General features: G+C 65.7%; 22 protein-coding genes and 2 riboswitches. Of the genes, 5 read left to right on the top strand and 17 right to left on the bottom strand.

All coding sequences use genetic code 11. The features are described 5' to 3' along the window. Positions 1–25 precede the first annotated feature (25 nt). On the top strand, positions 26–1123 hold the full coding sequence (locus LGH83_RS01575) for a cobalt-precorrin-5B (C(1))-methyltransferase (RefSeq protein WP_227400356.1): 1098 nt from the start codon (positions 26–28) through the stop codon (positions 1121–1123). Between the two features lie 4 nt (positions 1124–1127). Here LGH83_RS01575 and cobM read toward each other — a convergent pair whose 3' ends face one another. From cobM to cbiE, 3 genes are read right to left on the bottom strand one after another with little or no spacing between them, the layout of a single operon-like run. Continuing rightward, positions 1128–1889 (bottom strand): precorrin-4 C(11)-methyltransferase, encoded by a 762-nt coding sequence (gene cobM, locus LGH83_RS01570; protein WP_227400355.1) that lies wholly within the window; start codon positions 1887–1889, stop codon positions 1128–1130. Then, on the bottom strand, positions 1886–2287 hold the full coding sequence (locus LGH83_RS01565) for a cobalamin biosynthesis protein (protein WP_227400354.1): 402 nt from the start codon (positions 2285–2287) through the stop codon (positions 1886–1888). Before LGH83_RS01565 ends, cobM begins: the two co-directional genes overlap by 4 nt. After that, entirely contained in the window at positions 2284–3495 is a 1212-nt protein-coding gene (gene cbiE / locus LGH83_RS01560; protein WP_227400353.1) for a precorrin-6y C5,15-methyltransferase (decarboxylating) subunit CbiE, read from the bottom strand. Before cbiE ends, LGH83_RS01565 begins: the two co-directional genes overlap by 4 nt. Before the next feature lie 11 nt (positions 3496–3506). Here cbiE and LGH83_RS01555 point away from each other — a divergent pair, with 11 nt between their 5' ends. After that, positions 3507–4268, top strand: coding sequence for a cobalt-precorrin-6A reductase (locus tag LGH83_RS01555; protein WP_227400352.1), 762 nt, complete (start codon positions 3507–3509; stop codon positions 4266–4268). Here the strand turns inward: LGH83_RS01555 and cobJ are convergent. The 8 genes from cobJ to LGH83_RS01515 all read right to left on the bottom strand — a co-directional run bounded on the left by cobJ (position 4250) and on the right by LGH83_RS01515 (position 13350). After that, positions 4250–5014 (bottom strand): precorrin-3B C(17)-methyltransferase, encoded by a 765-nt coding sequence (gene cobJ / locus LGH83_RS01550; protein ID WP_227400351.1) that lies wholly within the window; start codon positions 5012–5014, stop codon positions 4250–4252. The genes LGH83_RS01555 and cobJ overlap by 19 nt on opposite strands. Then, positions 5011–5751 carry a precorrin-2 C(20)-methyltransferase gene (locus LGH83_RS01545; RefSeq protein WP_227400350.1) on the bottom strand — a complete coding sequence of 247 codons (741 nt, stop codon included), beginning with the start codon at positions 5749–5751 and terminating at the stop codon, positions 5011–5013. Before LGH83_RS01545 ends, cobJ begins: the two co-directional genes overlap by 4 nt. Then, complete coding sequence (locus tag LGH83_RS01540) at positions 5748–6320, bottom strand: precorrin-8X methylmutase (protein ID WP_264479127.1); 573 nt, start codon at positions 6318–6320, stop codon at positions 5748–5750. Before LGH83_RS01540 ends, LGH83_RS01545 begins: the two co-directional genes overlap by 4 nt. A 53-nt stretch (positions 6321–6373) precedes the next feature. Next, positions 6374–7693: a precorrin-3B synthase gene (gene cobG, locus LGH83_RS01535; protein ID WP_227400349.1), complete on the bottom strand. Its 1320-nt coding sequence runs from the start codon at positions 7691–7693 to the stop codon at positions 6374–6376. 80 nt (positions 7694–7773) lie between these two features. Continuing rightward, a complete protein-coding gene (cobN, locus tag LGH83_RS01530; RefSeq protein ID WP_227400348.1) occupies positions 7774–11082 on the bottom strand; it encodes a cobaltochelatase subunit CobN in 3309 nt (1102 codons plus the stop codon). 9 nt (positions 11083–11091) lie between these two features. Further along, positions 11092–12144 carry a cobalamin biosynthesis protein CobW gene (gene cobW, locus LGH83_RS01525; protein ID WP_227400347.1) on the bottom strand — a complete coding sequence of 351 codons (1053 nt, stop codon included), beginning with the start codon at positions 12142–12144 and terminating at the stop codon, positions 11092–11094. Beyond that, positions 12141–12572 carry a DUF1636 domain-containing protein gene (locus LGH83_RS01520; RefSeq protein ID WP_319799588.1) on the bottom strand — a complete coding sequence of 144 codons (432 nt, stop codon included), beginning with the start codon at positions 12570–12572 and terminating at the stop codon, positions 12141–12143. Before LGH83_RS01520 ends, cobW begins: the two co-directional genes overlap by 4 nt. Before the next feature lie 123 nt (positions 12573–12695). Next, positions 12696–12915, bottom strand: a riboswitch (cobalamin riboswitch). Positions 12916–12936: 21 nt separating this feature from the next. Continuing rightward, the gene (locus LGH83_RS01515; RefSeq protein WP_227400346.1) at positions 12937–13350 is read right to left on the bottom strand and encodes a GFA family protein; all 414 of its coding nucleotides are present in this window, start codon (positions 13348–13350) and stop codon (positions 12937–12939) included. A 225-nt stretch (positions 13351–13575) separates the two neighbouring features. On the opposite strand from LGH83_RS01515, the gene LGH83_RS01510 reads away from it, so the two are divergent. Beyond that, positions 13576–13893, top strand: a complete 318-nt coding sequence (locus LGH83_RS01510) for an ArsR/SmtB family transcription factor (protein WP_207388219.1) — start codon at positions 13576–13578, stop codon at positions 13891–13893. Here the strand turns inward: LGH83_RS01510 and apaG are convergent. Together apaG and metZ are read right to left on the bottom strand one after the other, a co-directional pair. Next, entirely contained in the window at positions 13890–14282 is a 393-nt protein-coding gene (gene apaG, locus LGH83_RS01505; protein ID WP_227400345.1) for a Co2+/Mg2+ efflux protein ApaG, read from the bottom strand. The two genes, LGH83_RS01510 and apaG, sit on opposite strands and share 4 nt — an antisense overlap. Before the next feature lie 107 nt (positions 14283–14389). Further along, the gene (metZ, locus tag LGH83_RS01500) at positions 14390–15523 is read right to left on the bottom strand and encodes an O-succinylhomoserine sulfhydrylase (protein WP_264479165.1); all 1134 of its coding nucleotides are present in this window, start codon (positions 15521–15523) and stop codon (positions 14390–14392) included. Positions 15524–15679: 156 nt separating this feature from the next. After that, positions 15680–15758: riboswitch (SAM riboswitch) on the bottom strand. A gap of 98 nt (positions 15759–15856) precedes the next feature. On the opposite strand from metZ, the gene LGH83_RS01495 reads away from it, so the two are divergent. Further along, positions 15857–16966 (top strand): 2'-deoxycytidine 5'-triphosphate deaminase, encoded by a 1110-nt coding sequence (locus LGH83_RS01495; RefSeq protein ID WP_227400343.1) that lies wholly within the window; start codon positions 15857–15859, stop codon positions 16964–16966. Between the two features lie 14 nt (positions 16967–16980). On the opposite strand, the gene LGH83_RS01490 is transcribed toward LGH83_RS01495, so the two are convergent. After that, a complete protein-coding gene (locus tag LGH83_RS01490) occupies positions 16981–17436 on the bottom strand; it encodes an META domain-containing protein (RefSeq protein WP_227400342.1) in 456 nt (151 codons plus the stop codon). A 272-nt stretch (positions 17437–17708) separates the two neighbouring features. On the opposite strand from LGH83_RS01490, the gene LGH83_RS01485 reads away from it, so the two are divergent. Next, complete coding sequence (locus tag LGH83_RS01485; protein ID WP_131116034.1) at positions 17709–17996, top strand: hypothetical protein; 288 nt, start codon at positions 17709–17711, stop codon at positions 17994–17996. 95 nt (positions 17997–18091) lie between these two features. Here LGH83_RS01485 and hisG read toward each other — a convergent pair whose 3' ends face one another. The 3 genes from hisG to hisS form a co-directional block, all read right to left on the bottom strand. Next, positions 18092–19078, bottom strand: a complete 987-nt coding sequence (gene hisG / locus LGH83_RS01480) for an ATP phosphoribosyltransferase (protein WP_227400341.1) — start codon at positions 19076–19078, stop codon at positions 18092–18094. Next, complete coding sequence (locus LGH83_RS01475; protein WP_227400340.1) at positions 19075–20226, bottom strand: ATP phosphoribosyltransferase regulatory subunit; 1152 nt, start codon at positions 20224–20226, stop codon at positions 19075–19077. Before LGH83_RS01475 ends, hisG begins: the two co-directional genes overlap by 4 nt. A gap of 166 nt (positions 20227–20392) precedes the next feature. Further along, entirely contained in the window at positions 20393–21904 is a 1512-nt protein-coding gene (hisS, locus tag LGH83_RS01470) for a histidine--tRNA ligase (RefSeq protein ID WP_227400339.1), read from the bottom strand. Positions 21905–21970 lie beyond the last annotated feature (66 nt).

Genomic DNA, 21970 nt, shown 5'->3' with positions numbered 1-21970 from the left:
ACGACACGGCATACATTCCGCGATCATGACCGAGCGAACTTCTGCCGCTTTGCGGCGTGGCTGGACGACCGGCACCTGCGCGACCGCAGCGGCCCGCGCCGCCTATGAGGCGCTCGTGACGGGAGCGTTCCCCGACCCCGTGAGCGTGGCGCTGCCGAACGGCCAGCGGATTGCCTTCGCGCTGGCCAGCACGGAGCACGGCGCAAATTACGCGCAGGCCGGGATCGTCAAGGATGCGGGGGATGATCCCGATGTCACTCATGGAGCCGTCATACTGGCTACAGTCCGGCTTGCAAGCGAAGGCAGAGGAATCCTGTTTCGCGCGGGCGCTGGGGTGGGCACCGTGACGCGGCCCGGGCTGGCGCTGGGGATCGGCGAACCCGCCATCAACCCGGTGCCCCGCGCCATGATCCGCGCGGCGATCGACGAAGCGGCGACCGCGTTCGACGGCCCGCGCGATGTCGATGTCGAAATTTCGATACCGGGCGGCGAAAAGCTGGCGGAGCGGACCTTGAACGGTCGTCTCGGAATCGTTGGGGGATTGTCGATCCTCGGCACGACCGGCATCGTCATTCCCTATTCCTGCGCGGCCTGGATCGATAGCATCCATCGTGGCATCGACGTGGCGCGCGCCCTTGGCTTGCCCCATGTCGCGGGCGCGACCGGCGACACCTCGGAAAAGGCCATTCAGGCCCATTACGCACTGTCCGACCCCGCCTTGATCGACATGGGGGATTTCGTCGGCGGTATGTTGAAGTATCTCCGCCGCTATCCAGTTCCCCGCGTCACGATCGCGGGCGGCGTGGCGAAGATCAGCAAACTTGGCCAGGGCCTCCTCGATCTTCATTCGAAACGCGGCGAGGTCGACCGGGCCTGGTTGGGTGCTCAGGCGGCCAGCATCGGCGCCACGCAGGATGACGTTACGTTAATCAGGGATGTCAACACCATCGCTCAAGCCTTTGATGTGATGCAGCAACGGGGCATCGATCTTGGGCGACCCGTCGCCACCTCGGCCTGGGAGACGGCCGCCGCGACACTCGGTCCTGGTATCGATCTCGACATCGTGTTGATCGACCGCGACGGTCGCGTTGTCGGCGAAAGCGGCTGCCGCACCACTGCCTGACGGCTCAGGCCATGCCGCCGCGAAAACGCCGGTGATAATCGGCATCGTAGAGTGCACTCGCGCGAAAATCCGCTGAGCCGAGCACCGGACCGACCAAGATCAGTGCCGTGCGCTCGACCGGATCGGCCGCCACCGCCGCGCCCAGGCTCGACAAGGTGCCACGAAACACGCGCTCATCCGGCCACGATGCGCGGACCACGACCGCGGCGGGACAATCCACGCCGTAGAATGGGATCAGTTCGGCCAGCACTCCATCGAGTTTGTGGATCGACAGGTGGATCGCCAGCGTGGCTCCCGTGGCCGCATAGGCGCTGAGCTGTTCGCGGTCCGGCATCGCCGACGCACGGCCGCCGGTTCGGGTCAGGACGACCGATTGGGTGAGGGCCGGCAGGGTCAATTCGGTGCGAAGCGCTGCTGCAGCCGCCGCGAAGGACGGGACGCCCGGCGTGACAGTGTATGGAATTCCGAGTCGGTCGAGGAGCCGCATCTGTTCACCGAGGGCGCTCCAGATCGACAGGTCGCCCGATTGGAGACGGGCGACGTCCTGCCCAGCCGCGTGGGCGCGTCGGAACTCCACCTCGATCCCCTCCAGGCTGAGCGGCGCGGTATCGACGATGCGGGTGCCGGGCGCACAATGCGCCAGAAGGGCCGCCGGAATCAACGATCCGGCATAGAGGCAGACCGGCGAGCATGCGATGAGGTCGCGCCCCCGGATCGTGATGAGGTCGGGTGCACCGGGGCCAGCCCCGATAAAGTGAACCGTCATGGCGTCTCCTCCGGTGGAGCCGCGATGGCGCAGGTCGCTCCCTCGGCTGCGATCCGCTTGACCAGCAAGGTCGCGCCCGGCCCTGCCCCGGCCAACGCGCTTGCCTCGGAAACCGATGCGACACCGAACCGGACATCGGCAGCGGGCGAACGCGTCGCGACACCCGGCATTGCGGCTTGCAATAAGTCGCGCGACAGGAATGCGAGCGTGAGGCCAAGGTGCTCGGCTGCCTTGACGAGGCCAGCCTCGTGGCGTTTGTCTTCGATCGTGTAAAGCGCCATCCCGCATGCGGCATAGCGCGCCGGCAGAGCCGCAAGCGCTTGTTCGACGAGCCGCGTGATGGCGTCGTCCGCACAACCGGCGCGGCACCCGACCCCGATCGCAACCAGGCGGGTCATGGCTTGACCCAGACCCATTGGGTGACCGGCATGGCGGCGCGCCAGCCATGGAAACGCCCGACCGGATCGGCTTGAGCGATGTTGACGGTTACGAGATCGCCGCCATGCGCCGCGAAGGCGGCTCCGAGCAGCATCTGGCCCTCGAGCGTGACCACATTGGCAACCAGCCGTCCGCCCGGGGCGAGCGCGTCCAAGCAAAAGTCGAGCAGTCCAGGCGATGTCACGCCGCCGCCGATGAAGATCGCATCGGGCCGGGGAAGATCCTGAAGTCCGTCGGGAGCACGCCCCTCGACAACGCGCAGATCGGCCAACCCGAACGATGCCGCGTTGCGGGCGACGCGAGAGGCGCGAACCGGATCGGCCTCGATCGCGATGGTGCGATTGTCGGGACACGACATCATCCATTCGATGCCGACCGATCCCGATCCGGCTCCGACGTCCCACAACAGACCCCCCGGTTGAGGCGCAAGGGCCGATAGCGTGAGAGCCCGCATGCGTGACTTGGTGATCTGGCCATCATGCTCGAACCAGTCGTCGGGAAGGCCCGGCGTCATCGGCGGCACCCGTGCCGTCGCGTCGGCCAAAACTTCGACCGCCACGACATTTAACGGATCGACACGGTCGAGGCCGACGTCGCGTGCGAGCGCAGAGGTGATCCGCTCGCGCGGTCCGCCCATCGCCTCGAGAATGGTCAGGCGTGACAGCGCATAGCCGCGCGCTACGAGTAAAGCTGCAAGCGCCGCCGGGGTCGTCTCGTCCCACGACAGCGCCAAGATGAGCTTGCCGGGACGCAAAAGCGGCACGACCCGATCAAGCGGGCGACCGTGAAGCGTCACCAGTCCACAATCCTGAAGTGCCCAGCCGAGGCGGGCTGCCGCCAGACTGAAACTCGAGGCATGCGGCAAGCACGTCATATCGCCCGGATCGACATGCCGGGCCAGAATGGAGCCGATGCCGTAATGAAACGGATCACCACTCGCCAGCACGCAGACAGCGCTGCCGCGCCGCGACAGGATAGCCGGAAAGGTTGCCTCGATCGGCGAGCCCCACGGCAGGTGTGTGCCCGGCGTGTCGCCCACCAAAGCGAGGTGCCGACGGCCACCGACGACCAGCTCGGCTTGCATCACGGCGCGTCGTGCGGCAGACGACAGCCCATCAAGGCCATCCTCGCCGATGCCGACCAGCGTCAGCCAGGGAGCCGGCTTCATCGGATGACCCCGTGCGACACCAACCGGTGCGACTTCTGATCCTCGGCGGTAGCAGCGAAGCTAGCGCGCTGGCGCGTGCGCTTGCGGGCAAAAGTGACGTCGCACCGATCCTGTCCTTGGCGGGTCGGACGCTGACGCCCCTGCTCCCGCCCATTCCGCATCGGATCGGCGGCTTCGGCGGCATCGACGGACTGGTCGACTATCTGCGCCACAATCGCATCGACGCCATGATCGATGCCACGCACCCCTTCGCGGCGCGTATGTCGGCCCATGCGGCGGCAGCGTCGGTCGGCTCCGGCCTCCCGCTCGCGACCTTCACGCGCCGGCCCTGGCGACCCAAGCCGACCGACCGTTGGACGACCGTCACCAGCTTGGACGAGGCCGCATTGTCGCTGGGCTCGACGCAAAAACGCGTATTCGTCACCAGCGGCCGGCTCGGCCTCGCGGCCTTTCTGGCTGCGCCGCAGCACCACTACCTGATCCGCACTATCGACCCGCCCGCCCCCGCCGATGTGCCGCCCGACAATCGCGTGATTCTGGCGCGGGGACCTTTCCCGGTGAACCAGGAGATCGACCTGCTGCGCGCCGAGCGGATCGACGTGCTGGTCACGAAGAACAGCGGCGGTGGCGCAAGTTTCGACAAGCTTCTGGCGGCCCGCGCCCTGGCGCTCCCGGTCATCCTGATCGCCCCCCCAAGCCGGGAGAGCGGCCTCGTCCTGCACGATCTCGCCGCCGCGCTGGCCTGGATCGAGGCTCAACGCGGCACGCCGTAATGACGCGGCGTGAGCAGCCATGCCGAACCGTCGGGGCGCGAGACGAGCCGTGTCTCGCTCGATCCGATCAGCACCAGCGTGCTCATGTCGGCAAGGCTGGCGTCGGCCTGCCCGAGCGTCGTGATGACGATCCGCTCGTCGGGTCGACCCACCGCGCGCGCGAAAGCGACCGGCGTGTCGCTGTCCTTCAGGTCGCGCAGCAGCGCGAACGCGTCCGAGAGTTGCGTCGGCCGCGCCTTCGAGGCCGGATTATAAAGCGCCAGCACGAAGTCGCCGTCGGCCACGGCCCGCAGCCGCTTCTCGATGATGGCCCAGGGCTTGAGATTGTCCGACAGCGACATGACACAGAAATCATGGCCGAGCGGGGCACCGAGCCGAGCTGCGGCAGCCTGCATGGCCGACACGCCCGGCGCGACCCGAATGTCGAGCCCGCGCCAGTCAGGCGCTCCCGCCTCGATCGCCTCGAACACGGCCGCCGCCATGGCGAAGACGCCGGGATCGCCGCCCGAGACGACCGCGACATGCCGCCCGGATGCAGCCAGCGCCAAAGCGTGTCGCGCCCGGTCGAGTTCGACCCGATTGTCGGACGCGTGACGCACCAGACCGGGCCGGTCGGCGACGCGCGCCACATAGGGTTCATAACCGATGAGATCGGTCGCCTCGCCGAGCAGCCTCGAGGCCTCGGGCGTCAGCCAGTCGGCCGGTCCCGGTCCGAGACCGATGACGGCGAGCGATCCAACCGTCATGGCCGCCGCCCCAGCCCCGGCACGAGCACAATAGCGAAATAGGGCGCGTGATCGTCGGTCTTCTCCCGCAGCGGGAGGATCATCTGCCCCTCCATCGTGCCGCGCTCGACATAGATGGCCCGATCGAGCAAGCCGACCGCATCCAGCGCGGCGCGGACTTTCGGCAAGTTCTGCCCAAGCTTCATGATCACGATCGCATCGCTCCCGGCCAACCGCTCGCGCAAGGCCCCCGCTGCCAGCGTGCCGGGCAGCACAGTCAACACATCGTCGCCCCAGGTCATCGGTTCGCCGGCGGCCGTCCAGCACCCGGACATGCCAGTCACACCAGGCACGATCTCGACCGGAAATCGGTCTCTCAACCGACTGTAGAGATGCATGAACGACCCATAGAACAGCGGGTCGCCCTCGCAGAGCAGCACCACATCCTGTCCGGCCGCGAGGTCGACCGCGAGAAGATCGGCAGCCTCGGCATAGAACGCGCCGAGCAGCGACACGTAATCGTCTCCGTCGAACGGCATCTCGGTCGTGACAGGATAGTGGAGCGGAAGCTCGCGAACGCCGTGCGACAGCCATGGCGTCGCGATCGTCCGGGCGATGCCGCACCGCCCCGCTTTGGCGAAGTAGGCCACCACGGTCGCGCGCTGCAGATAACGCATCGCCTTGACGGTGACGAGCTCCGGGTCGCCGGGGCCGAGCCCGATGCCGAACAGCCGCCCCGCGCGTGAGAGGCTGGTCATTCGGTTGCGCTCGAGAGGGCATTCAACGCCCCCGCCGCCATCGCGCTGCCGCCCTTACGACCCCTGACGATCATGGCTGGCACGCGGCCATCTTGAAACAGGGCATCTTTCGATTCGGCGGCTCCAACGAAGCCGACCGGCATCCCAACCACGACGGCCGGCGCGCCGACGCCGTCATCCAGCAATTCGAGGAGGCGGAACAGAGCGGTCGGAGCATTGCCGATCACCACGACCGATCCCGGCAGATGCTCCCGCCAAAGCTCCATGGCGGCGGCCGTCCGGGTGGTTCCGAGATCCTGCGCCAGAGCCAAGACGCGCGGATCGCGCAAGGTGCAGATCACCGCATTGCCGGCCGGCAGCCGCGCGCGCGTCACGCCATCGGCCACCATATGGGCGTCGCAGAGCACGGGCGCCCCCCGACGCAAGGCCGCGATGCCGCAATCCACCGCGCCGGGTGAAAACAGGATGTCGTTGACGGCTTCCACGATGCCGCAGGCGTGAATGATCCGAACCGCGACCCGCTCTTCCGTCGGCGAGAAGCGACTGAGGTCGGTCTCGTTGCGGATCATGGCGAACGAGCGGCGATAAATCTCCGCGCCATCACGGATATAATCATAGGTGGTCAGAACGCTTGCTCCCGGAGCCTTGAGGATGCTGCGTATCCCACGGATTGTGCCCGGTCGACCATGATCGCGAGGATGTCGCCGCGGGTCAGCCCTTGCGTGTCCGGCCGGTCGCCCGCTTTGCCGTCGCGCACGAGGTCATAGACGCCCTCCCGCCCGACCAAAGTCATCGCCGCGACCTCCGGATGCGCGCAGCCCTTGGCGCATCCCGAGACGTGCAGCAGGGTGCCGGAGCCTGGCATGATCAGCGCGGCAGCCAGGATTCCGGCATCCTCCTGCACTGGCGTGGTGGCACGGAGACAGGCGGGAGCGCCGGAACAGGCGGCGACCCGCAGGCGCGGATCGGACGGATCGACGATGAGGCCCGAGGCCCCACCGAACTGTCCTTCGACGCTCGCCCAGATTCGGTCCGCCTCCGCTTCGTCCAGCCCCGGAACCAGCAGGGTGCGCCAGGGCGTCGCGCGGATCGTGCCGCTGGCAACCGCGGATGCGAAAGCCGCCAAGCCACCGGCCTCCAACCGGCCGAACGGCGGCGCGACCCCGACCCACGACGAGGCGACTCGCCGCCCCACTCCGATCGGCAGGCGCTCGGGGCGCTCCCTAGTAAGAACATCCGCCCCAGAGACGCCCGCATGTGCCAAGATCCTCCTGGCACCGCAACGCGCGACGAGATCACGCATGCGGTGAGGCTCGAGCTGAAAAACGGCGCAGAGTTCGAGAAACGCGGCCGCCAGCGCCTGAGCGGTCGGCACGACCGCATCGGCCGAACAAGAGCCGACGACGTCACCGCCATCGAGCCGAATCGCGAAGCGAACCTCATCCGGTCCGACCATCGCCTCGAACCCGACATCGACAGGCCGATCGGCAACGGAGAAAAAGCCCCCGTCATCCACGCTCCACGTAAATTTCGGCGGCAGGCGCCACAGAGCGGGATCCGCCGCCAGTCGATCTTCCAGCGCCGTGACGATTGCGCGAATGTCGACAAGCGCATCGGGATCGTGACCCGCCAGCGGGCTCGCGATGACGTTGCGAACGGCCTCGCCGTCCGGTGTCGCATCGACGAGTTTCAAGGCATCGAGACAGGACACCAGTTGATCGACTCCGGCCTGCTGCACGCCCCGGAGCTGCAGATTGCCACGTCCGGTGATGTTGATGATGCCGTTGCCGAATCGCCGCGAGAGATCTGCGACCGCCAAACATTGCGAGGCCGAAAGCCCGGCGGCGCGTGGCTTGAGACGGACAAGGAGGCCATCACCGGCCATCATCGGCCGCAACGCGCCGGGACACCAGCCGACCCGCATCCCGCCGAGCCCGCTCACGCGCCTCCCGGTGTCCTCTGCTTTGGAAGGGAGCCCGGTCACGCGCCTCCCGGTGTCCTCTGCTTTGGGAGGGAGCCCGCTCACGCGCCTCCCTCCATCATCTCGGCCAAAATGCTGGCGACGGAGTTGCGGCGAGAGGTCCAGAACTGCCGGTCGATCGCCTGAGAGAAGCGCTCTGCGATGGCGCGGGCCGCCAACGGATTGCTGTCGCAAAGGAAATCCCGCACGGCTTCGTCGCCTAAGGTCGCTTCGAAAAGAAGGTCGAAATGGCGGCTCGCTACGGCGTCTGTCGTCGCCGCAAAGGCAAAGAGATTATCGACCGTCTCGGCGATCTCCGCCGCTCCGCGATGGCCGTGCCGCATCTGTCCGGCGATCCAGCGTGGATTGCCGGCGCGCCCGCGCACCGTGCGCGCGATCTCTTCGGCAAGGCTCCGCACCGCTTGCCGTCCAGGCACACTCGTATCGGCTTGATAGAGCGCGGGCGTGTTGCCGAGCGCGGAGGCGGCTGCCGCGAAGCCCCCCTGATGGTCCGCATAGGTGGCCGCATCGAGCAGATCGGCGCCCGGCTGGTCCTGCACATGGATATAGACGTCGGCCGAGCCCACCTGCGCCCGGAAGGCAGCGCTGGCCTCGATACCCTCGCCCGCCCCATAGGCATGCGAGGTCGCGGCCAAATAGGCTTCGCCAAGCTCGCTTCGGTTCTCCCAAGCGCCTGCCGCGATCGTGCGGGCGATGCCGACGCCATATTGGCCGGGCGCGGCGCCGAAGACACGCGGCGGAAGCGCGCCGTCCGGTCCCGCGCGCGCCGCCGCCACGAGGGCGTTGTCGTCCGCCGTCTCGTCCAGCATCGAGACCGCGCGGCTCGCGGCGTCGAACAACGCGATTTGCTCGGGAAAGGTGTCGCGGAACAGGCCCGAAATTCTCAAGGTCACGTCCACCCGCGGCCAGTCGAGAAGCGCAGATGGAAGAATATCGTAGCCGAGAACGCGGCTCGACGCCGGATCCCAGCGTGGACGCACGCCGATCAGCGCGAAAGCCTGCCCGAGATCGTCGCCGCCCGTCCGCATCGTGGCGCTGCCCCAAAGGTCGAGCACCAAGCTGCGCGGCCAGTCGCCATGATCCTGTGCGTATCGCGTCATGACCTCGCTCGCCAGCGCCTTACCGAGATCATAGGCCGTCCGGGTCGGCACGGCACGGGGATCGACCGTGAACAGGTTGCGGCCCGTCGGCAGCACGTCGAGCCGCCCACGTGAGGGCGCTCCGGAAGGACCAGGCGGGACGAACGCGCCATCCAGCGCCGTCAGAAGGCCGGCAAATTCAGCCGGCCCGCAGAGCTCTGCGCCATCTACGGCGGCGGCCGAATTTCGACCGAAGACGTGGAGACCGTCGCCGATCCGCATCTCCTTGATGTCACAGAGCCAAGCGTCAAGCGCCGCCAGGGTCGCATCCGGGTCGGCGGTCGGATCGACGCCGCAGTCGGTCGCGACGCCACTCTCGGCGGCTTTGTCCAGAATGAGCTTGGCCAGCACCTTCGCGCGCCGCTGATCGAGCGTGACGGCCTGAGCGTATTCGTCGAACAGGGCTTCGAGATCCAGCGTCACCCCGTGATGACCGGCCTCCATCAGCGGCGGCGTCAGATGCCCGATCGTGACCGCCGCGATCCGCCTTTTCGCCTGAGCGGCTTCACCCGGATTATTGACGATGAACGGATAGACGACCGGGACCGGGCCGAGCACGGCCTCCGGTCCGCAGGATTGGCTCAGCGCGACAGCTTTGCCGGGCAGCCATTCGAGCGTGCCATGCGTCCCGAGATGGATCATCGCATCGATTTGCTCGACGACCCTCAGCCAAAGATAGAATGCCACATAGGCGTGGCACGGCGGCAGCGCGGTGTCGTGATAATCGGTGCGCCGGTTGTGTGGCGCACCGCGATCGGGCTGCACCGCGAGCAGGAACGTGCCCGAGCGCAGCATTGGAAAAGCGAACTGCTCCTCGTTAACGACCGGATCGTCACCCGCATCGCCCCAGGCGGCCGTGACCGAGGCGGCAAAAGCGGGCGGCAGGCTCTCGAAGAGAAGCCGGTAGTCTGCCAGCGATAGAACCGGCGCGCGATCATCCGCCGTGAGTTGCCGCATCATCGAGGCGGAATCCGGCATCGCCCCGATCGAGAAACCTGCCTCGCGGAGGTGATCCGCGATGGTCAAGACGCTGGCGGGCGTATCCAGACCAAGCGCATAACCGGTGCGGCCGTCGCGGCCCGGATAATCCGAGATTACACAGCCGATTCGGCGCGCGTGGCGCGGTTTGCGGGCGAGTTTGCCCCAGGCCATCGCGAGGTCGGCCGCATGCGCGATCCGGTCGGGTTCGGCGCGATGGACGATGCGCGTGAATTCAAGATCGGACCGACGATCCGCCTCGGCCTTGAACGAGATCGCCCCTGCGATGATGCGACCATCCACCTCCGGCAGCACGACGTTCATGGCGAGATCGGCGGCCCCAAGACCGCGTGTCGAGGCCGACCATTGTTCGGCGGTCGCGCCCGCTAGCATGACCTGCAGCACCGGAACCTTGGCCCGATCCGTGATGGCGGCCCGCTGACCGGACCGCGCCGAAAACGCGGTGGTGTTGAGGATGACCTGCGGCGGATCAAATTGCAGCGCGGCGCGGATCGCATCTTTGCTGTCCGGATCCTTGAGGCTGGTGGCGAACAGGCTCGTGACCCGCGCGCCGCGCGCCGCGAGCGCATCGGCCAGAGCCTCGATCGGCGCCGTATCGGCGGCCAGCAAAGCCGAGCGGTAGAAAAGGATCAGGGCATGGGGCGCCGTGTCGGAAGCGGCCCGACATCCCGCCTCGAACAGCCCCGCATGCGGAACCGGCTTGGGCTCGTTCCACGCCATCGCGTGACCGGCGCGCGACGCCATGAACAGCAAGGCTTGCCCAATATTGGCCGCACCACCGGATTGGAAATAGGCCCAGAGCCGTCGGAGATCGTCTTGCGGCAGCGTCGAGGCCTTGTCGAGGCGCAGATCCTCACGGCCGTCGCCAGGCACCACAGCGAGGTGAAAGCCGTAGCGCCGCGCCGCCGCGCCGAGCTCTTCGACACCGTAACGCCAATAGTCGAGCCCGCCGAGCAAGCGAACCAGAACGAAACGCGCATGCGGCGCGAGTGTCTCGACGAAGAGATCGACCGAATAGGGATGTTTCAGCCGCGCCAGATTGGCGACCCGAAGGCTCGGCATTTGGCCGTCTATGGCGTCGAACGCCGCTGCAGACACGGCAAGATCGCTGTCCGTAAACGAGAGGACGACGAGATCGGCCGGGCTCAGGGCCAGATCGATCGCGGCCGCCTCATCGTCGAGCGTGCGTTCCTGGGTTTGCAGCAGATGCATGGTCGGCCGTTAGGCTGCCTCCGCCGTCAGGGCCGAGAGGTCCGCCTCGATAGCCGCACGGTCGATGCCCTTTTGGCCAATGACAACCAGGCGCCCCTGCCGAACCTCGCCCGCTCGCCAAGGCCGGTCGAATTGTTGGCGGAACCGCGTGCCGACACCCTGCACCAAGAGCCGCATCGGCTTTCCGCGCAGATCCAGAAAGCCTTTGATCCGCAGCACGTCATGCTTGGCCGCGACCTCTGCGAGGCGGGCCAGCAGACCCTCCGGGTCGCTCGGCGCCGGCAGCGCCAGCACGAAGCTATCGAAATCGTCGTGGTCGTGGCCTTCTTCCGCATCATGATGCGAGGGCCGCGCCGCGAGATCGTCCTCGGCCTTGGCGTCGAGCCCGAGCAGGATCGCGGCATCGAGCATGCCGTCCTGCGTCGCCACAACCTTGACGGCACGCGGAATGGTGGCGGCGATCTCGGCTTTCACGCGGCCAAGCTCCTCGGCACTCACCAGATCGGTCTTGTTCAACACGATCAGGTCGGCGCAGAGAAGTTGATCCTCGTAGACCTCCTCGAGCGGATTATCGTGATCCACAGACGCATCGGCAGCTCGTTGCGCCGCGAGCTTTTCGGGATCGTCGGCGAATCGGCCGGCCGCAACGGCGGCCGCATCGACGACCGCCACGACGCCATCAACCGTCAGACGCGCCCGAATTCCCGGCCAATCGAAGGCTTTGACGAGCGGCTTCGGCAAGGCCAAACCGGATGTCTCGACGATGATGTGATCGGGGCGCGGCGTCAGCGCCAACAGGGCCTCGATGGCGGGCACGAAGTCGTCAGCGACCGTGCAGCAGATGCAGCCATTGGCGAGTTCGACGATATTCTCCTCCGGGCAGGACTCGATCCCACAGGACCGGAGGATGTCGCCATCGACCCCAACGTCGCCAAATTCGTTGATGACCAACGCCAGACGGCGACCGCCGGCGTTTTCCAGGATATGGCGGATGAGGGTCGTCTTCCCGGCACCCAGAAAGCCCGTCACGACCGTGACCGGAACCTTGGCGAGCGATGTCATACGAGGGTCTTTCCTGTTTCGGACGCGGGAGCGGGCGGCAGACGGGCCACGACGCCCTTCTTGATGGCATCGACCCGCAGCTTCCACGGGATCAGTCCATCCGGGGCGGCCGCATAAAGCTTGAGCGCGTCGAGGATGATCGGCGCGGCGGTTCCGGCCGGCAGATCGCCGTAGATGTAGGTCCACTTGCCGGGCGCCGCGAAACCCACCGTGCAGGGCCGCTTGCAGACGCTGAGGCATTCCACCGGCACGAGGTCGACGCGGGCATCCGCGCTCGTCGCGTCGGAGAGGGCGCGGAAGAGGCGCGCACCGGCGCGGTCCTCCATCGGCAAGCTCGGCTCGCCTTCGGCCCGGCATGTCGTGCAAACCATCACCCGCACAGGAGCGGATGCAGCGTCGTGATCGGGGATCGTCGGTGTCGGCTCCACCCAGTTCTCCTCACGCCATCACGGCGCGTTCAGACGGGTGGTGCGCTCCAGCAGGAATGCCGGATCATCGGGTCGGAAGCAGAACGCTCGACCGAACAGCCTCCAGGACACCCCGCCCGGCGCGCGCTTCTTGTGACCTGAGGCAGGTTTCCTGGCTCGCGGATACGAACGCTTCGACGTCGCCTTCCCGGACCGCTCGCGCGGAACCCAGTGGCTCTGATGACGCCGAAACTTTCCGCCTACAGTTGCGGGGGCAGCTGCGGTCTTGGGCCGAGGCCCGCACCGCATTCCCTAGGCCCGTTGCCGGGCCATCCCTTGCGGGACCTTTGGACAAGCGTGTGGTAGCGGGTCGTGGGCGAGCGTGTCAATCGCAAGCCGGAATCGCAGCGGAGTGGCGAGCCGCGACCGGCTCATAGGCCGCCATTTGTTCACAGAAGATATGTCGCCCCTCCACCAGAGTATTGGGTCGATCGAGGCTGCCGGCCGATATGCTGATGTGGGATCGAGCCGTCGGCTCCCAGAATAGTTGCGCGCCGCAGCCCGAACAAAAGCCGCGCCGCGCGGACGGCGAGGATCGATACCATTTCAGCTTGCGGGTTTCACGCAGCTCCAGCGCATCGGGCGCGCAAGCCGTATAGGCTCCATCGTGAGTGTTGGCCCGTTGGCACATGAGGCAATGGCAGACCGTCACGGGACGCAGCGGTCCGTGGATGGTGAAGCGGACGCCGCCGCAAAGACAGCTTCCGGTTGTCAAAGAGGGGACGGTCTGAACAGACATGCGGAAGCTCCGGGGTTGACCGAAACCTTATATTCCTAATATTCTAGAACTATCAAATCGATCGAGGGCGCGTGCGGTGTTTCGTCTGTTCGATCGATCGTTCATCGGTCTGTGGCGGGGCCCATTGGACAGGCTGATCCTGCCGACCACCGATCAGACCAAGACGCGGCACCCCCGCGTCGATCGATGGACAGGCGCGGCTCCATCCTCGCTTGAAGGATGTAGATGAGCCTCGAACCGTCTCAGAAACCACTCGCTTTTCAGGAAGCGGCCCGCTGCCTTGCCGAACTCGGCCATCCGCACCGGCTGCAGATCTTCAACCTGCTGGTCAAAGCAGGCGAGACAGGCCATTCCGTCGGCGAGATCCAGGATCAGGTCGGGATTCCGAAATCGACCCTGTCGCATCATCTCGCGCAGTTGATCGGCATCGGACTGGTCATGCAGACCCGGGAAGGGCGAAGTCTTCGCTGCCGCATCGAGGTCGAGCGCGCGCGACTGATCCAGCAGTTCATCAATGCGTGTTGCGAGGGCCTTTCGGCCTAGTTCAACACCCGCTTGGTCTGCGGACTGTCGAGCGAGAAGGGCGGGATCGCGACCGGGAAGGTGTGATCGGCGTCGTCGACCATATGGTAGGTGCCGGTCATGATGCCGCTTGGCGTCGTCAACGGGCATCCCGATGTGTAGCGAAACGACTCGCCGGGTTCGAGAACCGGCTGTTCCCCCACGACGCCCAGCCCCTGCACTTCCTCGACATGGCCGTTTGCATCGGTGATCTGCCAGTAGCGGGACAGCAGTTGAACCCGCAGCCGACTCATGTTGGCGATCTCGATCGTATAGGCCCAGAAGTAGCGGTCGTTTTTCGGGTCGGACCGGTCTGCCAGATATTCGGGGAAGACCGAGACCTGAATGTCGTGCGTCACTGCCGTATACATGCCGAAGCTCCGCCCAAAGCCGTATCGTGCCGAACGACCTTACTAGAGGACGCGCCGCAAAAAAATGGCCTCGAGCGTTCTTTCGCGAGGGTCGTTCGCCGTGATGGTCAATCGGCGTGGTCGAGCGCCCGTCCGATGTCTTCGAGCAAATCATGCACGTCCTCGAGCCCGACCGACAACCGCAGCATGGCGTCGTTGATCCCGAGACCCGCGCGCACCTCGGCGCTGAGACGCTGGTGCGTCGTCGTGGCCGGGTGGGTGATCAGGCTTTTGGCATCGCCGAGATTATTCGAGATCAGGATGACCTTCAGTGCATTGGCGAAGCGGAATGCCGCCGGCTTACCGCCGACCACATCGAACGCCACCAGCGTCCCGCCGCCCTTCATCTGACGCCGAGCCAGTTCGGCCTGTGGATGGTCGTCGCGGCCCGGATAGATGACGCGGGAGATCTGTTTGTGATCGGCCAGAAAATCGGCGATGCGGCTGGCGCTCGCATCTTGCGCCGCGACGCGCAACGGCAGCGTTTCGAGCCCCTTCAACATGACCCAAGCGTTGAACGGCGACAGAGCCGGCCCGGTCTGCCGCAGGAAAGTTTGCATCTTGCTGTCGATGAAGTCCTGCGAGCCGAGGATGACGCCGCCGAGGCAGCGCCCCTGCCCGTCGATGTGTTTGGTGGTCGAATAAACGACGCAATCGGCGCCGAGTTCGAAGGGGCTCTGCAGCATCGGCGTGGCGAAGACGTTATCGACCGTGAGCAAAGCGCCGCCCGCATGGGCGATCTCGGCCACAGCCGCGATATCGACGAGGCTGAGGGTCGGGTTGGTTGGGCTTTCCAGAAAGACCACCTTGGTCTCTGGCCGCATGGCAGCGCGCCATTGATCGAGATCCTCGCCGTCGACCAGGGTCGACGCCACGCCGAACCGCGGCAGCAATTCCTCGACAACGTAGCGACAGGACCCGAAGAGCGCCTTGGCGGCCACGACATGGTCGCCCGCCTGCACCTGCCCCATCATCGCGGCCGTCACGGCCGCCATCCCGGTCGCCGTGGCGCGCGCGGCCTCGCAACCTTCCAGAAGCGCCATACGGGCCTCGAACATGGCGACCGTCGGGTTCGAGAAGCGCGAGTAGACGAAGCCGGGATCTCCGCCATTGAACCGCGCCTCCGCCGCCTCCATCGAGTCGTAGGCGTAGCCTTGTGTCAGGAACAAGGCTTCGGAGACCTCGCCGAATTGCGACCGCATGGTGCCGCCATGAACGAGGCGCGTGGCGGGCCGCAGAGCCGAACGGGTGTTGGTGTTGGAATTGTCCACAAATCCTCCGAATGCAGGAGCGAGGTGCAAACGGGCGCGGCTGGCAAGACGCGGAAGGGCGTCTGCGTTAAAAACGCGAAGCGGGGCCGTTCGGGCGACCCGGCTTTTTAGCGCTTTGTTTAACGTGGCGGCAAGCCAGCCGGCTCAAATGACCACTTCGATGACTGGACTATAGACCGGCGGCGCTTGGCGTCAACGAACCTTTGCCGTAACGCTACGGTCCCGATCGACAACGTCCGCGCTCAAGGAACGACTTCGACAATCATGACGACTTCGCCGCTCTTCCCGCCCGGCCTTCTCGCGGAGCATCAGATCGAGGCCTTGGCGGCCGCAGGCGCCATCGTGTCGACCACGCCAGCGGCACCCGACCAGCATCTGGTGCAACCGGCGAGCCTCGATCTTCGGCTCGGCACGCGGGCGTGGCGCGTGAGAGCCAGTTTCCTGCCCGGTCCGAACCGAACCGTCGAAGCCTGCATCGCAAGCCAGCCTTCGCACGAAATGGACCTGTCGAGCCCCGTCGTGCTGGAGACCGGGACCGTCACGATCGTCGAGCTCGACGAAACCCTTAACCTTCCGGCCTCGATTTCGGCCGCCACCAACCCGAAGAGTTCGACCGGCCGTATCGACGTCTTCACGCGCGTCATCACCGATCAGGCGCGGGAATTCGACTTCGTCGAGGCCGGCTATGCCGGGCCGCTCTACCTCGAAGTCAGCCCGCGCAGCTTTCCGGTGCGTGTGAAGGCAGGATCGCGCCTGTCGCAGATCCGCTTCCGCGCCGGGCAGTCGCGGCTCGACGATGCCGCGCATCTCGCGCTGCATCGACGCGACACCCTGGTGTCCGGCTCGATGCCCTCGATCGCGGGTGGCGTGGCGCTTTCGGTCGATCTCGGTGGCTTCGACCGCGGGCTCATCGGCTACCGCGCCAAACGCCACACCGGGCTGATCGACGTCGACACCGTCGGGCTCTACGACCTGCACGATTTTTGGGAGCCGCTTCCGCTCCGGTCGCGCAAGGAGCTCGTGCTCGATCCGGGCGAATTCTACATCCTGGCCTCGAAGGAGGCCGTGCATGTTCCGGCCGATCATGCGGCCGAAATGGTGCCGTTCGACCCGCTCGTCGGCGAGTTCCGCGTGCATTACGCGGGCTTTTTCGACCCCGGCTTCGGCGCGTCGGAGGCGGGCGGCACGGGCGCCAGAGCGGTGCTTGAAGTCCGCTCCCGCGATGTGCCGTTCATTCTGGAGGATGGGCAGATCATCGGCCGCCTGCTCTATGAGCGTCTCTCGGAGCGCCCTAAGTCGCTGTATGGCGCCGCGTCGGGCTCGAATTATCAGGCACAGGGCCTGAAATTATCCAAACACTTCCGCCCCGACTGAGAACCCCGCCCCGGTCAAATACCGCGTCGAAACTGCATAACGCCGGTGCGACCCTTGATGGTGAGGTCGCCGTTGTCGGAGGCTTGCCAAGTCGGCAGGGAGTGAAGTCCGACCAGAAAGTCGCGCTCGGCCAGCATGGTGGCCTTGTCGCAGGTCTTGCGCGTCAGCGCGATCGCGCCTGCCGCGAGCTTCTGGTCCTTAACCGGATAAAGCGCCATCGAGAAGGTGTTGCACCCCGAAAAGCCGGTCGCCCGCATGGTCGTATCGAGCGCAAAACTAGGCGCCTCGCCGACCGGGACCTTGCCGTTGATCGACTGCAAGATCCACGTGTTGCCGAGCGGAAATGCCTTCTCTGGCGTGGTCGGCTTCGCGTCTGCCGCCTTGGCGGCCGGATGACGGGGACTTGCAATGGCCGGAACACCGAGCCCGATCAAAGCGACAGCCGTTAGAACGAGTCGAAAATCGATCATCACGCAACCTTACTCCGTACAAACTCTATCTAAACCGCTGCGCAAAGCGGTGCAAAGCGCTTTGCCGGCCGAGCCACCCAACCCAATCGGTTCACGATCTTTTGATCGCACGAATACCGATCGGTACATTATTCAACATGATCAATTACTTGACAAATCAAGCCTGTTTCCTGTGCATAGCAGCCAAGCGCCAAGACGATTGCTCAAGATCGGTGCGGGGGTCAAAGCTCGCGGTCTGAGGAACAAACCTCTGAAACCGAAGAGCACGTCTCATGCAGAATAAAGCAGTCTACATCGCTGTTGCGGGTGTGATGCTCGCTTCGACTGCGGCCTTGGCCCAGTCTGCTCCGTCCCGTCCCATCAACGTCCATAATCACTATTCGGTCGGCGCGAGCGACTACCGGGCAACGTCGCGCCCCTCCGACTACGATCTTCCCTACGCAACAGCCGAAGCGCCCGCTCGAGTGGCTGGTCGCCGGACGGTGATCACCGCCGTACCGCAGGCCACCGTGGCTCCGGAGCCGTGGTATTACGTGAAGGCCAAAGGCAGCGAGCCCTGAGACGAAGCATCGGGATCGGTCAGCGGACCCCGCGGTCGGCCTGTCCTGATCCCTGTTCGTCAGTTCACACGGCGCGGCCTTCGGGTCGCGCCGTTTTACGTTCGGCGAACGCGATGAACGAGCGTATCGAACAAGGGACTATCCGACGCGAACAGATAATCGTTGCTGCGGACCGAAACCGCATGGGCGCCCTGCTCGATGAGCCATTCGGCCAAGGACGCGGCGTCGCGCCGCTTGCATCGGAAGGTCGTCACCTCCCGCTTTCCCTCGCTAAGAAGCGTGGCGCCGAAACGCTCGGCCGCCTCTTGCCCGAGACCATCGCGGACATCTAGAAAATCGGCAATGACGTCGCGCGTTTGCCGCGCCGTTTCCTCAGCCGCGATGCGCGACAAAATCGCCCGTGCGGTGCGGAGATGCGGCTCGCTCCAGTCGGCTCGCATCGACGCGACCAAATTAGCTTCGGATCGCAGGATGACACCATCATCGAGCACCTTGAGCGCATTGGCCGTGAGGGTCGCGCCCGTCGTCGTGATGTCGACGATCAGTTCCGCCGTGCCAGAGGCCGGAGCCCCCTCGGTCGCGCCGAGACTTTCGACGATACGGTAGTCGCTGACCCCGTGCTGGGCGAAGAAGCGCCGCGTGAGATCGATATATTTGGTCGCGACCCGCATCCGCTGACCGCGTCGTGCATGAAAGATCGCCGCCACATCTTCGAGGTCCGTCATCGTCCGGACGTCGATCCAGGCTTGCGGCACCGCCACGACGACATTCGCATTGCCAAAGCCGAGGGGCGCCAGCAATTCGACGCGGGCGTCGGCATCCGGCATCGCCTCGCGGATCAGGTCCTCCCCCGCAACCCCGAGATGGACCGATCCGTCCTTGAGACTTGCGACGATCTCGGAGACCGGCAGATAGGCGACCTCGAGGCCGTCAAACCCCGCCAGCGTGCCGCGGTAATCGCGCGCCCCGCGGCCTTGCACGAGCGTGAGACCGGCACGGGCAAAAAACTGGGCCGCGTTTTCTTGCAGACGGCCCTTGGACGGGACTGCAACAACGAACGGCGTGGTGGAGGCGTCGCTCATCGGATCGCTCCTTCGCGGGACGTTTCGCCGAGGCGGTCGACCCAGATCGACGCGCCGACGGCCGCGATCGGCTCACGACTGCCGAGTTGTTCGGCCAAGCGGTCGTAGCGCCCGCCGCCGATCAAGACGTCGTCGCCCTCCTGAACTGCGCCGGGGCGCCGCGCCTCGAAGACGAAGCCGGTATAGTAATCGAGGTTGCGTCCGAACGAGGCTTCAAACACCAGCGCATCCATGTCGATATCGCAGGCCGCCATGAAATTGATGCGGTCATCGAAGAGGTCGAGAGCGTCGCCAAGGTCCAGCCCGGTCTCGCCGGCCCAAGCGCGTAGCTTGGCGGAGGCGTCGTCGAGCAACCCATCAATGGCCAGAAAGCGGTCGAGGCTGTGCCGTTGCTCGTCGGCAAAAGCCGGCGATGCTTTGTTGGCCACCTGAACCAGAAAACGCTCGGCAATCTCGGCAGCGGAGCGGCCACCGACCGATGCGATGCCGGCGATCGACAAGAGATCTTCGACGAGCGCCCGCGCGCCCTTCTGATCCGTCCCGGTCAGGGCCGCCAACACGCCCGAATGGTCACCGATCGCGCTCGGAGCCCCGTTCATGATCGTGTCGATCGTCTGGCCCTTGTCGAGCCCACGCCGCAGCCGACGCTGCCAACTCTCTGGAAGACGGAACGCTTGAAAGACGCGCGACACAAGCCCGGCATCTCCGACGCGGATCGCGAGACCGGCGGTGCCGGCCGCCGCAGCCGCCTCCAGCGAGAGCGCCAAAATCTCGGCATCGGCGGCCGCGATATCGGCCCGCCCGTAACTCTCGATTCCCGATTGCACACTCTCGGCGGCGTGGCCCGGCCGCGACCGGAATACGGGACCACAATAGGCGAAGCTGGCCTGTCGGCCAGCGCGATCCGAATCGAGATAAGCGCGGCACAAGGGGATCGTATATTCGGGGCGAAGACACAGTTCAGCACCCGCGTCATCGCTGGTCAGGAACAAGCCCGAGCGGATCTCTTCACCGGAAAAATCGATAAAGACCGAGGCCGGGCCGAGGATCGGCAAGTCGATGGGCTCGTAGCCGGATGCTGCGAACCGCGCCAAGAGGGCCGCTTGACGTCGATCGCCGATCGACACCGCCGTCTGTTCCGAACTCATCGTCAACCGTGCGTCCTCGTCGTTCCGGTCGAGCGTCGGATCGTGCGCCCCATGAGGGTAATGCTCGTCCGACACGTCATTGGCGCGCTTGTAACAAGCGCGGCTCCTTGGCGCGACCGCTTTCGGGACGGAGAGTCAATAGTCCGCAACAGCCGCACCCCGGGGTCTAGGCGTGGCGGGCGAGAACCTCCTGAACAGCCGTCACGAGATCGGCCTCCAAAACTGGAAATTGTGCCTTTTGGCGCAAGTCGAGATAATCGTCGCGATCCTTGCTGCCCTTGGCGAGTTCCGCCCCAAGAACGAGATCGCGGATCATGACGGTCGCCCCGCCCTCGGCCTGACGCTCGTTGCTGCCCTGAATGACGGCGCAAACGCTGGCGCGCTTATCGGCATATTTCAGCTGCGCGTTCATGCCGGACTGCCCGAGGTAGAGTTCGGCCCGCACGCCCGCCTCGCGCAGCCGCGTCACCAAACCTTGATAATGCGGCAGCTGATCTTTATCGAGCACCAGAACCACGACCGGTCCGGCCGCAGGACCGCCGACAACGATCGGGCTACCGACCGCCTTCAGGGCCGCGAACAACCGCGATACACCAATGGAAAATCCGGTAGCCGGAACGGGTTCGTTGCGAAAACGCGCCACCAAGCCATCGTAGCGCCCCCCGCCGCCGACCGATCCGAAGCGGACGGGCTTCCCGTCCTCGCCCTGAACCGTGAAGGTGAGATCGGCCTCGAAGACCGGACCTGTATAGTATTCGAGCCCACGCACGACCGATGGATCGAGGATCACCTGATCTTCGCCGCAGCCGGCAGCCACCACCAGAGCCGCGATCTCGCGCAGTTCGGCGACCCCCTCCTGCCCGCGCGCTGAGCCAGCCACGACCTCGGCGAGGTTGACCAGCGTCGCGTCGTTGGTGTCGGTTCCAGCCTCGGTAAAAGCCAGGATCGTGGCGATTGCCGCCTCATCAAGTCCGGCGCCCTTGGTAAAGTCGCCGCTCTCGTCGCGGCGCCCCGACCCGAGCAGCGCCCGAACCCCGTTGGGACCCAGCCGATCGAGCTTGTCGATCGCGCGGAGCACGGTCAGTCGTCGTCCGGCCTGATCGGGCGCGCCGAGACCAGCAGCCTCCATGACGCCATCGAGGACCTTGCGATTATTGACCTTGACGCGATAGTCGCCGCGCGGGATGCCAAGCTTCTCTAATGTCACGGCCGCCATGACGCACATTTCGGCATCGGCCGCGACAGAGGCGGACCCGACCGTATCGGCGTCGAATTGCATGAATTGGCGGAAACGACCCGGACCCGGCTTCTCGTTCCGAAACACCTGCCCGACGCGAAAACTGCGATAGGGCTTCGGCAGCGCGTCATAATTCTGGGCCACGTAGCGGGCGAGCGGCGCGGTCAAATCATAGCGCAGAGACAGCCAAGCCTCGTCGTCGTCCTTGAACGAGAAAACCCCCTCGTTGGGCCGATCGAGATCGGGCAGGAACTTGCCGAGCGCGTCGGTATATTCGATCAGCGGTGTTTCGACCGCCTCGAAACCGTAGAGCGCGTAATTCTCACGAATGGCCGACAACATCCGATCGGTCGCGGCAAGATCAAGCGGGCCGCGGTCGATCAACCCACGCGGCAGGCGCGGCTTGACGGTCTCGTTGTTGGCCGGAGCATCGGTCGACATGGGGCTCTCGCACTCGAGCGGCCGGCCCCGATGACATCAAAGAGGGAAACGGACGACGCTCGATCT

Origin of the sequence: Lichenihabitans sp. PAMC28606, assembly GCF_020616535.1 — a bacterium.
In the GTDB taxonomy this organism is placed as follows: Bacteria; Pseudomonadota; Alphaproteobacteria; order Rhizobiales; family Beijerinckiaceae; genus Lichenihabitans; species Lichenihabitans psoromatis.
This window is presented reverse-complemented; position numbering and strand designations above follow the sequence as displayed.